The sequence below is a fragment of the Flavobacterium sp. LC2016-13 genome, from assembly GCF_009707955.1.
Taxonomy (GTDB): Bacteria; Bacteroidota; Bacteroidia; order Flavobacteriales; family Flavobacteriaceae; genus Flavobacterium.
Genome location: NZ_WMDQ01000014.1, coordinates 80,484 through 92,751, shown reverse-complemented (window position 1 = coordinate 92,751; position 12,268 = coordinate 80,484). Strand labels below are relative to the sequence as shown.

The following is a 12,268-nucleotide window of genomic DNA, read 5'->3' as shown; positions in this document are numbered from 1 at the left end:
AACCGATTTTGAACCAAGAAATTCATATCACTTTTCCGAACGAAATCTCTTTGACAATAAAACGTGAAGACTTAATTCACCCGTTTGTTTCAGGAAATAAATTTAGAAAACTAAAATACAATTTACTTCAGGCGAAAGCCGAAAACAAAGATACTTTACTGACTTTTGGCGGTGCCTTTTCGAATCATATTGCTGCAGTTGCTTTTGCAGGAAAAGAGCAGGGTTTAAAAACAATTGGAATAATTCGGGGCGATGAACTTTTTGATAAAATTGAAGGAAATCCAACTTTAAAATTCGCTCAGGAAAACGGAATGCAATTTGAATTTGTTTCAAGAGAAGAGTATCGTTTAAAAAACGAAGAATCTTTTATAGAAAAGCTGAAAAACAAGTTTGGCGATTTTTATTTAGTACCGGAAGGCGGCACAAACGAACTCGCTGTAAAAGGCTGTGAAGAAATTTTAACCGATGAGGATGCGGTTTTTAATTACGTTTGTTGCGCTGTTGGAACGGGCGGAACTATTTCAGGATTAATTAATAGTGCATTGCCAAATCAGAAAATTTTAGGGTTTCCGGCGTTAAAAGGTGACTTTTTAAAAGATGAAATTCGTATTTTTGCAAAACAAGATAACTGGGATTTAATTTCTGACTATCATTTTGGAGGTTATGGCAAGATAAATTTAGAATTAATTGAGTTTATCAATGCATTTTTAGAAGATAATAAAGTGCCCTTAGATCCAATTTATACAGGAAAGATGGTTTTTGGCGTTATAGATTTAATCAGCAAAAATTATTTTCCTGCGCATTCAAAAATTTTACTCATTCACACAGGCGGATTGCAAGGGATTGAAGGGATGAATATAATGTTGAGGCAGAAGAAATTACCAACACTTAGAAAAAATGTTTAAAAAATTTATAATACTTTTCATAATTGCAACTCTGGCAAGCTGTTCTTCTAGTAAACCGGCTGTTGCAACAACCAAAAAAGCGGCAGCAATTCAAAAACCAAGAGTAGCAAACACTAAAAAGCCGACTAATTCTAAGCCAGTTGCTAATAAATATCCATCGACTAATAATACAACTGAGGTTATTCAATCTACATCAAAAACAGTTGTAACCAGCAATGTAATTACAGATTATGTTTTGCAATATAAAGATATTGCAATGGGAAATATGCAGAAATACGGTATTCCTGCAAGTATTATTCTGGCTCAGGGAATTTTAGAATCGGGAGCAGGAAAAGGAGATTTAGCTATGGAAGCCAATAATCATTTCGGAATTAAATGCCATAGTGATTGGCTGGGAGAAAGTGTTCGTCATGACGATGATGCATCTCAGGAATGTTTTAGAAAATATACAGAAGCTTCAGAATCATATCGTGATCATGCCTTATTTTTAGTTGGAAAAAAAAGGTATGCTAATTTATTTACTTTCGAAAAAGACGATTATAAAGCCTGGGCAAAAGGCTTAAGAGCCGCGGGTTATGCCACAGATCCTAATTATCCGGATAAATTAATTAGTTATATCGAACGCTATAATCTGCATCAATATGATTGTCAGGTTACGGGTAAAGATTATAAACCTTTTGAGAAATCAGGTTCAACACCAACTAAAACACCAAGTTCAACCAAAAGTTCAAATTCAAACGATCCTAATTTATACGAAGTGCAACAAGGCGATACGTTGTATTCAATTTCAAAAAAATTCAATTTATTAGTTGATGATTTAAAACAAAAAAATAATCTAACAGATAATGCGCTTTCGATAGGGCAGAAGTTGAAGGTTAAGTAAAGTTTTCAGTTTGAAAATAATCTATAATCTAAAATCAGAAATCTAAAATATAAGAATGATATATAAAAGAAGTAGTCAGCTTTTTGCTGAAGCAGAAAAAGTAATTCCGGGAGGAGTAAATTCACCAGTAAGAGCCTTTAAAGCGGTTGGAGGAACTCCTATTTTTGTAAAAAGTGCCAAAGGTGCTTATTTATATGACGAAGACGGAAATAAATTAATAGATTACATTAACTCTTGGGGACCAATGGTTTTGGGTCACGCTTATCAGCCGGTTGTTGATGCGGTAATCGAAAAAGCAAAACTTGGAACTTCTTTTGGAATGCCAACAGAACTGGAAACTGAAATTGCTGCTTTGGCTGTTTCTATGGTTCCGAATATTGATAAAATTAGATTTGTAAATTCTGGTACAGAAGCTTGTATGAGTGCGATTCGTTTGGCACGTGGATTTACAAAAAGAGATAAAATCATCAAATTTGCAGGTTGCTATCACGGACATTCTGATTCATTTTTGATTCAGGCTGGAAGCGGTGCCGTAACTTTTGGTTCACCAAATAGTCCGGGCGTTACAGAAGGAACTGCAAAAGATACTTTATTGGCAAAATACAATGATTTAGAGAATGTAAAAACTTTAATCGAAGCTAATAAAGGTGAAATTGCAGCGATTATTATCGAAGCTGTTGCAGGAAATATGGGTTGTATTCCACCTCAAAAAGGTTTCCTTGAAGGTTTAAGAAAATTGTGTACAGCAAACGGAATTTTACTGATTTTTGATGAGGTAATGACGGGTTTCCGTTTGGCTCGCGGTGGAGTTCAGGAATTGTATAATATCAATGCTGATATTGTAACTTTCGGTAAAGTAATTGGTGGTGGACTTCCGGTTGGAGCTTTTGCTGCACGCGAAGAAATCATGAATTATTTGGCACCGCTTGGCCCGGTTTATCAGGCAGGAACTTTATCAGGAAATCCGTTAGCTATGGCTGCAGGTTTAGCAATGTTACAATCATTAAATAATGATCGTGAAATATTTACTCGTTTAGAAGAAAAAACAGCTTATTTAGAAGCAGGAATTGACAGGGTTTTAAAAGCTAACAATGTTGTTTTTACCATCAATAGAGTAGGTTCTATGATTTCTGTTCACTTTGATGCAAATCCGGTTACAGATTTTCAAACGGCTGCAAAAGGAGATAACGAAACATTTAAGAAATTCTTCCACGGATTATTGCAGGAAGGAATTTATATTGCGCCATCAGCATACGAAACTTGGTTTATTACAGATGCTTTAACGTATGAAGATTTAGATTTTACTATTAATGCGATCGATAAGGTTTCGAAAACATTTTAAATAACAAAAAAGAGGCTTTTAAAGCCTCTTTTTTTTGATCTCAATTACATTTTATCTTTTCGGTGATCTTTCATTTTGTCTTTATGCTCTTTTTGAATCGCGGTCCATTTTTTATATTGATCTGCATTCAAAATAGATTTCATTTTTACATCATAAGCTTTATGATCTTCTTCCATTTGTTTTTTCATGGCTTTTTTCTCTGCATCAGTTGGCTTTGCGTCACCTCTGCTTTTTTTAAGCATTGCCATTTTAGTACTTCTGTCAGATAAAAGTTCGCCAACTTGTTTTTGCTGAGCAGCACTTAAGTTTAAGTCTGTTGTTAATTTTTGCAAATGTGCCTGATCACGTTCTTGCGGCGTTTTATGATCTCCGTGTCCTTTATGATCGCCTTTGTGTTCTTTTTTAAGTGCAGTCCATTTAGTATATTGATCAGCATTTAAAATCGCTTTCATTTTAGCATCAGTTGCTTCTTTTTCAGCTTTCATTTGTTTTTTAAAAGCTTCTCTTTCCGCATCAGTTGGTTTTGTTTTACTGTCTTTTCTGGAATCTTTAAATTTTTCTGCTTTAGCACTTCTTTCTGCTAAAAGCTGTTTTACTTGTTCTTGTTGTTTTTTATCCAAACTTAAATCAGAAGTCAGTTTTTGTAAATGTTTTTCATTACGTTGTTCCGGAGTTAATTTTTCTCTTTGATCACGTGTCGATTTCTGATTGACATCTTGTGCAAAACTTACTATTCCAACGAATAATAAAGCTGCGATAAATAATTTTTTCATAGTCTATTTTTTTTAGGTTTATACCAATTAGACTTCAAAGAGTTTGCTAAGTTTAATTGGATTGTCAGATTTATCTTTTATTTAACAGAAGTTATTAATGAAAGCATAAAAGATTTTTTGAAAATAAAAAAGAGGCGAAAGGCCTCTTTTTATAAACGATGTTTAGTTATTTTCTTTTTTGTATTCTTTTATTTTTTCTCTGGCTTTGTCTTTGTTTTTTTCTTGTAAAGCGTGCCATTTTGTGTATTGATCAGCAGTTAAAATCGATTTCATTTTAGCATCGTTTGCATCTTTCTCAGCCAGCATTTCTTTTTTAAATGCTTCTTTTTCTTCTGCAGTTGGTTTTGTGCCACTGTCTTTTTTGTCTTTTCTTGCTTCCTTAAATTTTTCTGCTTTGGCACTTCTTTCAGCCAGCAATTGTTTTACCTGAGCTTGTTGATTGGCATCTAAACTTAATTCAGAAGTTAATTTTTGCAATTGTTTTTCATTACGTTGTTCCGGAGTTAATCTTTCTCTTTGTTCGCGTTCCGGTTTTTGATCAGCATCTTGTGCAAAACTTGTTATTCCAACGAATAACAAAGCAGCGATAAATAATTTTTTCATAATTTATTCTTTTAAAGGTTATAACAGTTAGACTTTATCAAATTCAATTGGTTTAATTTGATTGTAAGAATTATAGGTTTATTAACTAAACGGAAAGTAGTTTGTTAAAATTGTTTAACTTAGTAAACCTATAAGTTGTCAACCAAAAAAACAGACAGACTATGAGTTTAGATACCACATTAAACAATAATAAAATTGCCTTTTTTTCAACACAGCCTTATGATAAAGCGTTCTTTAATAAATATAATTCAGATTTTGGTTTTGAATTAGACTTTTTCGAAACACAATTAAATTCGCAAACGGTAATTTTAATTGAAAGTGCTACAATTGTCTGTGTTTTTGTAAATGATATTGTCAACGAATCTGTTATAAAACAATTAGCCGAAAAAAAGGTAAAAATTATTGCATTGCGCTGTGCCGGTTTTAATAATGTCGATTTAGAGGCAGCTAAAAAATACAATATAAAAGTCTGTCGTGTTCCTGCTTATTCTCCACAAGCGGTGGCGGAACATGCTATGGCCATGATTTTAACCTTAAACAGAAAAACGCATAAAGCCTACAACAGAGTTCGGGAACAGAATTTTTCCCTAAATGGATTATTAGGATTCGATTTATTCGGAAAAACAATCGGAATCATTGGAACAGGAAATATCGGAAAAGCTTTTGCTAAAATTGCTTTAGGTTTTGGATGCAAAGTTTTGGCGTATGATATTGTAAAAAATCCAGAAATGGAAAAGGACGGAGTAGAGTTCGTGTCTTTAGAGACCATTTTTAAATCTAGTGATATTATTTCTTTGCATTGCCCATTAAATGATCAGACAAAACATGTTATTAATAGTAAGTCGATTGCTTTAATGAAAGATAGTGTAATGATTATCAATACAAGTCGAGGCGGATTAATAGAAACTGCCTGCGTTATTGAAGGTTTAAAAGAAGGCAAAATTGGTTATCTAGGAATCGATGTTTACGAACAGGAAGAAAAGCTTTTTTTTAGAGATTTATCTGCAGATATTATTCAGGATGACGCGATTCAGCGTTTAATGAGTTTTCCGAATGTTTTAGTGACAGCACATCAGGCATTTTTTACGAATGAAGCTTTAACACAGATTGCTTTGGTTACTTTTAATAATATTAAATCATTATTGAAAGATAATGATATCGAGAATAAGGCGGCTTTGTTGGTTTAAATAAAAAAAACCGACAGGATTTTATCCCGTAACTTTAGGACTGTCAGGTTCGTTATAATTATCCTTTTAATATCCTAGAAAGTATTTTTGGGTTTCGTCTATTATCCCAAAATGCTATGACAATTAATTCTTTTGTCGTTATTTTATAAAAGATATTATAATGTCCTAACGTTGAGGTTCTAATATCTGGAAAAGCAGTTTTGACATAAATTTCAGGATTATTAACAAGAAACTTAACTCTCTGTGTTATTTCAGAAACTAACTTTCTTGAATAAATTTTTGATTTGTTTCTTTTGTTCCAATAATTCAGTATTTTTCTTCTTTGATTAACAGCAGTAACGGTCCAAATTATTCTGAGAGCCATTCTAAGTCTTCTTTGTCTAAATCTTCTTGAGAAATAACCCTTCCATATTTTATGTCTTCTTCACTTTCTCTCAACATATCCAATTCATATTCTTCAAATTGATAAACCTCAGAAGTATCTGCATTTTTTAGAAGATTTCTGATTTTCTCTAATAAGCTAACATCTTCAATATTTTTTAGTTTATCAAATATTTCTAATTTTATTTCTAGAGTGCTCATAATAATGCAATTTTGGTTAATCAAAGTTATGTAAATAAAACGAAAAACCCGATAAGTTATAAGCCTATCGGGTTGTATTTGTAATAAAATAAGACAAAGATTACTCCACCAATTCAACCATTTTAAACTCGCCGTCAACAACAACTTTAGTCAAGCCGTGTTTAGATAAGTTTTTCATTGAAGCATCCCATTTTTTACCGCTTAAATTTGCAGTAATTTTTAATTGTTGAAGATCCATTTTATTTTCATTTCCTTTCAATAAATCTAAGATGAACTTCTCTTCATCAGATAATTCAATTTGAGCTTGTTTTTTCTCCGGACGCATTTGCGGGAACAATAAAACTTCCTGAATAGATGCGTTGTTTGTTAAGTACATAATCAAACGATCCATTCCAATTCCCATTCCAGAAGTTGGAGGCATACCATATTCAAGAGCTCTTAAGAAATCTTCGTCGATAATACCATTTGCTTCATCATCACCTTTTTCAGACAAACGCATTTGATCTTCAAAACGCTCACGTTGATCAATTGGATCATTCAATTCAGAATAAGCATTTGCGATTTCTTTACCACAAACCATCAATTCAAAACGCTCTGTAAGTTCAGGATTGTCTCTGTGCTCTTTACAAAGAGGCGACATTTCTTTAGGATAATCTGTAATGAAAGTTGGCTGAATATAATTTCCTTCGCATTTAGCTCCAAAAATCTCATCAATCAGTTTTCCTTTACCCATTGTTTTATCAACGTCGATTCCCATTCCTCTTGCAGCTTCAAACAATTCATCTTCATTTTTTCCTGAAATATCAAATCCGGTAAAATGTTTAATAGAATCTGTCATTGTTACACGAGCGTAAGGCGCTTTAAAGTTAATTTGGTGCTCACCAAAAGTAACTTCGCTTGTACCATTTACGGCAATTGCGCAATGTTCAAGCAAACCTTCAGCAAATTCCATCATCCAGTTGTAGTCTTTGTAGGCTACATATATTTCCATTGCGGTAAATTCAGGATTATGCGTTCTGTCCATACCTTCATTTCTAAAGTTTTTCGAGAATTCATAAACACCTTCAAATCCACCAACAATTAATCTTTTTAAATATAATTCATTCGCAATACGCATGTAAAGCGGAATATCAAGCGAATTATGGTGCGTGATAAACGGACGAGCCGCAGCTCCACCGGGAATTGGCTGTAAAACCGGAGTTTCAACTTCAATATAACCTGCATCGTTAAAGTAACCACGCATAGCGTTAAACAACTTTGTGCGTTTGATAAAAGTATCTTTAACATGCTGATTTACTGTTAAATCTACATAACGCATTCTGTAACGCAATTCAGCATCATTAAAAGCATCGTGTACTTTTCCGTCTTCATCAACCTTTGGTAAAGGCAAAGGACGAAGGGTCTTACTTAAAAATGTAAATCCATCAACACGAATACATTGCGCACCAACTTTTGTAGTGAACAATTCTCCTTCAATACCAATAAAGTCACCTAAATCAGTTAGTTTTTTAAACACGGTATTGTATAAAGTTTTATCATCACCTTCACACAAAACATCGCGATTCACGTACAATTGCAAACGTCCTTCACTATCCTGTAATTCAGCAAAACAAGCTTTTCCTTGATCTCTAACACTCATCAAACGCCCGGCAACAATAACCTTCTTACCTTCTTCAAAAGTTTCCTTAATCTGCTTTGAAGTATGATTTACAGGAAAAAGATTAGCTGGATAAGGATTGATTCCTAAGTTGCGTAAGTTTTGAAGTTTTTCTCTTCGGATGATTTCTTGTTCTGATAATGCCATTTTGTGCTCTTTTTTAAGTGTGCAAAGATAAAGAAAAGAATGTAGATTTTAGAATGCAGATTTTAGATTTTTTGTAGCAGTAATTTTTGTGTTTTCAATCCCCTTTTGTCCCGCTATTCGCTTGTATCTTTTTTGTCTCGTTCTGCAAACGAGACAAAAAAGGATACCGCTGCTATTGGGGCTAGGTTAGGAATTTTTATTTTCAAAAGACCTTTTTAGTTGAAACGTTCATGGTTTTTTTGATATCAAATAGACACATTTAAAATAGTATAAATATTTTTCTGTAAGAACAAAACCTTAAAAACTAACTATCTTAGCGATTCAAAACCTCAGAACCTTCCGAAAAATGAAATTCATAAAAGCCTTTGTAATTCTATTTCTGGCAACAAGTTGCCAAGTCACAGAAACCATCATAATTAATCCGGACGGGAGCGGAAATATTGAAGTAGTTCAGCTTCGTGATGAAAATAGTTATATGCAATTAGCAGGCGAAAGTTATTCTCATGAAGAAACTTTTAAAGATACAACCTATGTTTTTAAGGAATATATTGAAAAGCACAAAGAGAATTTTTTAAAATATATACCCGAAGAACAAAAGCTATTTCAGAAATATTCTAATGTAAAAGTGTATATTAAAGAAAGCTCTTTCGAAAAAGAATTCAAAAAAGTTTTTTCGTTTGATTTTGATAAAGTCCCGGAAATTCCTGATTTGTATAAAACAGAAAATTATGCAGGCGATATAAAGTATAATTATGCCTTAACTGCTGAAAGTCATTATTATAAAATAGAATATTCTTTTGATGGAAAAATTTTTAAGCGCTTTGTTTCTATTACAGATCCCGTCGAACTTCAAAAAACAAAAGATGAGTTTAAGAAAATGGACTCTAAATATACTTCTTTAAAACTGACGCAAACATATACACTTCGCTATCATTTTCCGAAAAAAATAAAATCCGTTTCAAATGAAAAAGCCATTATTAGTTCGGATAAAAAAACTTTCACTGTCGAATTTCCTCTTTTAGATTGTTTACAAAATCCCGAAATGACAAGTTTGGAAGTGGTTTTAGAATAAGATTTGATATACGTTTGATTTTGTATGGCTATTAATTTGCTGTTATCGTAAAGTGTATCATTTCAAGTCTCATTCGAAATGATAGAAAAACAAAACAATTATAAATAAAACCAATTCTGTGATTAAACAAATCAACAACTAAACGATTAAACAATAAGAATAGAGTTCGTATATTTGATAAAAAATTATTTTAGTATGAAATTATATAAATTACTTAGTTTTTCTTTTTTATTAGCAACGCTTACAAGTTGCACTTTCACTGAAAATATTTACGTAAACGATAAAGGAACAGGAAAGTTTTCTCTTGATATGGATGGTTCAGCATTGATGGAAATGGCTGGGGACCAAATAGGAAGTCAAATGGGAGCCGATGCTAAAAAAGATATCGATTCTACTTTTACCTTTAAACAGTTATTCGAAGAAAAAAAAGACAGCATTGCCAAATTATCTCCTGAGGTTCAAAAAGAACTAAAAAAACTGGAAAACTTTGTTGTAAATACTAAAATGAGCACCGAGAAAAAACAGTTTTTAATGATTTTATCGACCGATTTTAAAAATGTAAATGAACTTCAAGATGTTTTACAAGCGGCCAGTACAATTCAAAAGTTAGAAGGAACAGGAGGTCCGGCATCTCCTTTAGGTAATAGTTTTACTAATAACAGTAAATTAAGTTACAGTTATGACGGGAAAAAATTTAGCAGAAAAGCAACAATCGAAAAACCAAAAGATGATGAAAAAACAGCTGATTCTGGAGCTGACATGTCTAAAATGATTTATGCTTCGTCGAATTATATTGTGAAATATCATTTCCCGAAAAAAATCAAGAAAGTATCAAACCCGAATGCACTATTTAGCGACGATAGAAAATCAATAACAATTCAATACCCTTTTACGGATTATATGGAGAATCCTGACAAACTTAACTTTGATGTTGAGTTTGAAAAATAATTAAAATGAATACAAAAATTCAACTTCAAGATTTAGGAAGTAAAGATTATAAATCGACCTGGGAATATCAGGAAGAACTTTTTAAGGATATAGTAGACTTAAAAATCAAAAACAGAAGAGAAGAACTCGATTTACCAACCCCAAATTATTTGCTGTTTGTAGAACATCCGCATGTGTATACTTTAGGAAAAAGCGGCGATTTAGAGAACTTATTATTAAACGAAAAACAACTGGAAGCTAAAGGAGCAACCTTTTATAAAATCAACCGTGGTGGCGATATTACATATCACGGACCGGGACAAATTGTAGGATATCCTATTCTTGATTTAGAAAATTTCTTTACAGATATTCATAAATATTTACGTTTTCTGGAAGAATCTATTATTCTGACATTAGCAGAATACGGTTTAGAATGCGGAAGAAGTGAAGGAGAAACCGGAGTTTGGCTAGGTGTTGGGACTCCGTTTGCGCGTAAAATTTGTGCTCTTGGTGTGCGCGCATCACGTTGGGTAACCATGCATGGATTCGCCTTAAATGTAAATGTCGATTTAGGTTATTTCGATAATATTATTCCCTGCGGAATTCGCGGAAAAGGCGTTACTTCATTACAGGTAGAACTTGGTGTAGAAAAAGTCGACGAAGCCGAAGTAAAAGCTAAAATTATAAAACATTTGACAAATTTGTTTGAAGCAGAATTCGTTTAATTAAACGAAAAATTCTTCACCAACATTTAAAACGAAAAGCCAACTTTAACTAGTTGGCTTTTCGTTTTCTTACAATTGTCAACAAACCTTGTCTTCTACATTTGTCATGTTCAATCTTAAAAACAGAAAACATGAAAAATTTAATTATTTACGCACATCCAAATTCAGCTAGCCTAAACCATTTTTTTAAGCAAACTATTGTTGAAAATTTGCAAAAATCGAGTCAGGAAATTGTAGTTAGAGATTTAAATGAAATCAATTTTAATCCGGTTCTTTCTTTAGAAGATATGCAAGGACAAAGAATAGGACAAGTTGCAGAAGATGTTAAAACTGAACAAGATTTTATTTCTTGGGCTGATCAAATTATTTTTATTTACCCAATTTGGTGGACAGGAATGCCGGCAATTATGAAAGGTTATATTGATCGCGTATTTAGTTACGGATTTGCGTATCGCTACGATCAAGGTGTTCAAAAAGGATTATTGAACGGTAAACAAACAATTATTATCAATTCTCACGGAAAATCAAATGCAGAATACGAAGCAATGGGAATGGATAAAGCTTTAAGATTAACTTCTGATACCGGAATTTTTATTTACTCGGGCTTAGAAATCAAACATCATTTATATTTTGATAAAGCAGACAGAGCTTCTGCAGAAAATATTTCAGAATGGGGAAATCAACTTATTTCTATTTTAGAAGAAAATCAATTAACAGAGAAAAATTAAAACTCTAATTCTAATTGATCAGGCAAAAGCTTGAAACTCATTCGGTGGTATTTTGTCGTGCCGTATTTCCTGATGGCTTCTCGATGCTCTTTGGTAGGATATCCTTTATTCCTTTTCCAATTATACATCGGGAATTCTTCATGAATTTGATTCATATACTCATCTCGATACGTTTTTGCTAAAATAGAAGCTGCGGCAATACTTAAAAATTTAGAATCTCCTTTTATTATTGATTGATTAGGAATTGACTTTAATAATTCTATTTCTGTAGCAGAAAATTGTTTCCCGGAACTATTTTTCAAACCGAGTTTCGCATTTAGCGAACGATTACCGTCTACAATAATATATTCGGGACGTTGATTTAATTTTAAAATGCATTCCTGCATTCCTTTCATTGATGCATTCAGGATATTTATTTCATCTATTTCTTCTGGATGAAGATGTGTAACAGCAAAACAAACAGCATGTTTTTCTATTACAGGTTTTAATTGTTCTCTTATTTTTTCGGACAACTGTTTACTGTCATTTAGAAATTCATTCGCAAAATCAGCAGGTAAAATTACAGCAGCAGCGGTTACAGGTCCAGCCAGGCATCCTCTTCCGGCTTCGTCGGTGCCAGTTTCAAATACAAACCCTGAAAAATTTCTTTGAAGCATAATTCTTTTTGTGAATAGCAAATATTATGTTTTTTCTGGAAACCTACAAAAAAATGGAATTTAATAAGAGATAAAAGTATT

The 12,268-nt window shown here is 32.7% G+C and carries 14 protein-coding genes; 8 read left to right on the top strand and 6 right to left on the bottom strand.

All coding sequences use genetic code 11. The features are described 5' to 3' along the window. Positions 1–8 precede the first annotated feature (8 nt). The 3 genes from GKZ86_RS22080 to hemL are packed head-to-tail and all read left to right on the top strand — an operon-like array spanning position 9 to position 3,130. Positions 9–905, top strand: coding sequence for a 1-aminocyclopropane-1-carboxylate deaminase/D-cysteine desulfhydrase (locus GKZ86_RS22080; RefSeq protein WP_154785212.1), 897 nt, complete (start codon positions 9–11; stop codon positions 903–905). Next, positions 898–1,788 carry a glucosaminidase domain-containing protein gene (locus GKZ86_RS22075; RefSeq protein WP_154785211.1) on the top strand — a complete coding sequence of 297 codons (891 nt, stop codon included), beginning with the start codon at positions 898–900 and terminating at the stop codon, positions 1,786–1,788. The genes GKZ86_RS22080 and GKZ86_RS22075 overlap by 8 nt, the downstream gene beginning before the upstream one ends. Positions 1,789–1,843: 55 nt before the next feature. Then, positions 1,844–3,130 carry a glutamate-1-semialdehyde 2,1-aminomutase gene (gene hemL, locus GKZ86_RS22070; protein WP_154785210.1) on the top strand — a complete coding sequence of 429 codons (1,287 nt, stop codon included), beginning with the start codon at positions 1,844–1,846 and terminating at the stop codon, positions 3,128–3,130. A 44-nt stretch (positions 3,131–3,174) separates the two neighbouring features. Here hemL and GKZ86_RS25495 read toward each other — a convergent pair whose 3' ends face one another. Then, on the bottom strand, positions 3,175–3,903 hold the full coding sequence (locus tag GKZ86_RS25495; protein WP_228526639.1) for a hypothetical protein: 729 nt from the start codon (positions 3,901–3,903) through the stop codon (positions 3,175–3,177). A 162-nt stretch (positions 3,904–4,065) separates the two neighbouring features. Continuing rightward, positions 4,066–4,506, bottom strand: coding sequence for a hypothetical protein (locus GKZ86_RS22060; RefSeq protein WP_154785209.1), 441 nt, complete (start codon positions 4,504–4,506; stop codon positions 4,066–4,068). 161 nt (positions 4,507–4,667) lie between these two features. Between GKZ86_RS22060 and GKZ86_RS22055 the strand changes: the two genes are divergently transcribed. Then, positions 4,668–5,693 carry a 2-hydroxyacid dehydrogenase gene (locus GKZ86_RS22055; protein ID WP_154785208.1) on the top strand — a complete coding sequence of 342 codons (1,026 nt, stop codon included), beginning with the start codon at positions 4,668–4,670 and terminating at the stop codon, positions 5,691–5,693. Between the two features lie 58 nt (positions 5,694–5,751). On the opposite strand, the gene GKZ86_RS22050 is transcribed toward GKZ86_RS22055, so the two are convergent. From GKZ86_RS22050 to lysS, 3 genes are all read right to left on the bottom strand, one after another. Further along, positions 5,752–6,057, bottom strand: a complete 306-nt coding sequence (locus tag GKZ86_RS22050; RefSeq protein ID WP_154785207.1) for a type II toxin-antitoxin system RelE/ParE family toxin — start codon at positions 6,055–6,057, stop codon at positions 5,752–5,754. Continuing rightward, a complete protein-coding gene (locus tag GKZ86_RS22045) occupies positions 6,042–6,275 on the bottom strand; it encodes a hypothetical protein (RefSeq protein ID WP_154785206.1) in 234 nt (77 codons plus the stop codon). The genes GKZ86_RS22050 and GKZ86_RS22045 overlap by 16 nt, the downstream gene beginning before the upstream one ends. 100 nt (positions 6,276–6,375) lie before the next feature. Then, positions 6,376–8,079 carry a lysine--tRNA ligase gene (gene lysS / locus GKZ86_RS22040; RefSeq protein WP_154785205.1) on the bottom strand — a complete coding sequence of 568 codons (1,704 nt, stop codon included), beginning with the start codon at positions 8,077–8,079 and terminating at the stop codon, positions 6,376–6,378. A gap of 346 nt (positions 8,080–8,425) precedes the next feature. On the opposite strand from lysS, the gene GKZ86_RS22035 reads away from it, so the two are divergent. From GKZ86_RS22035 to GKZ86_RS22020, 4 genes are all read left to right on the top strand, one after another. Then, on the top strand, positions 8,426–9,151 hold the full coding sequence (locus GKZ86_RS22035; protein WP_154785204.1) for a hypothetical protein: 726 nt from the start codon (positions 8,426–8,428) through the stop codon (positions 9,149–9,151). A 195-nt stretch (positions 9,152–9,346) separates the two neighbouring features. Next, complete coding sequence (locus GKZ86_RS22030; RefSeq protein WP_154785203.1) at positions 9,347–10,099, top strand: hypothetical protein; 753 nt, start codon at positions 9,347–9,349, stop codon at positions 10,097–10,099. Between the two features lie 5 nt (positions 10,100–10,104). Next, positions 10,105–10,803 carry a lipoyl(octanoyl) transferase LipB gene (gene lipB, locus GKZ86_RS22025; RefSeq protein WP_154785202.1) on the top strand — a complete coding sequence of 233 codons (699 nt, stop codon included), beginning with the start codon at positions 10,105–10,107 and terminating at the stop codon, positions 10,801–10,803. Positions 10,804–10,934: 131 nt separating this feature from the next. After that, positions 10,935–11,531: an NAD(P)H-dependent oxidoreductase gene (locus GKZ86_RS22020; protein ID WP_154785201.1), complete on the top strand. Its 597-nt coding sequence runs from the start codon at positions 10,935–10,937 to the stop codon at positions 11,529–11,531. Here GKZ86_RS22020 and GKZ86_RS22015 read toward each other — a convergent pair. Then, the gene (locus tag GKZ86_RS22015) at positions 11,528–12,187 is read right to left on the bottom strand and encodes a ribonuclease HII (protein WP_154785200.1); all 660 of its coding nucleotides are present in this window, start codon (positions 12,185–12,187) and stop codon (positions 11,528–11,530) included. The two genes, GKZ86_RS22020 and GKZ86_RS22015, sit on opposite strands and share 4 nt — an antisense overlap. Between the last annotated feature and the right edge of the window lie 81 nt (positions 12,188–12,268).

Bases quoted from the DNA above. Each gene is read 5' to 3' on its own strand.
- GKZ86_RS25495 (WP_228526639.1), bottom strand. From the start codon at position 3,903: ATGAAAAAATTATTTATCGCAGCTTTATTATTCGTTGGAATAGTAAGT.
- hemL (WP_154785210.1), top strand. From the start codon at position 1,844: ATGATATATAAAAGAAGTAGTCAGCTTTTTGCTGAAGCAGAAAAAGTA.
- GKZ86_RS22030 (WP_154785203.1), top strand. From the start codon at position 9,347: ATGAAATTATATAAATTACTTAGTTTTTCTTTTTTATTAGCAACGCTT.
- GKZ86_RS22055 (WP_154785208.1), top strand. From the start codon at position 4,668: ATGAGTTTAGATACCACATTAAACAATAATAAAATTGCCTTTTTTTCA.
- GKZ86_RS22050 (WP_154785207.1), bottom strand. From the start codon at position 6,057: ATGGCTCTCAGAATAATTTGGACCGTTACTGCTGTTAATCAAAGAAGA.
- GKZ86_RS22020 (WP_154785201.1), top strand. From the start codon at position 10,935: ATGAAAAATTTAATTATTTACGCACATCCAAATTCAGCTAGCCTAAAC.
- GKZ86_RS22075 (WP_154785211.1), top strand. From the start codon at position 898: ATGTTTAAAAAATTTATAATACTTTTCATAATTGCAACTCTGGCAAGC.
- GKZ86_RS22035 (WP_154785204.1), top strand. From the start codon at position 8,426: ATGAAATTCATAAAAGCCTTTGTAATTCTATTTCTGGCAACAAGTTGC.
- lipB (WP_154785202.1), top strand. From the start codon at position 10,105: ATGAATACAAAAATTCAACTTCAAGATTTAGGAAGTAAAGATTATAAA.
- GKZ86_RS22045 (WP_154785206.1), bottom strand. From the start codon at position 6,275: ATGAGCACTCTAGAAATAAAATTAGAAATATTTGATAAACTAAAAAAT.
- lysS (WP_154785205.1), bottom strand. From the start codon at position 8,079: ATGGCATTATCAGAACAAGAAATCATCCGAAGAGAAAAACTTCAAAAC.
- GKZ86_RS22015 (WP_154785200.1), bottom strand. From the start codon at position 12,187: ATGCTTCAAAGAAATTTTTCAGGGTTTGTATTTGAAACTGGCACCGAC.
- GKZ86_RS22060 (WP_154785209.1), bottom strand. From the start codon at position 4,506: ATGAAAAAATTATTTATCGCTGCTTTGTTATTCGTTGGAATAACAAGT.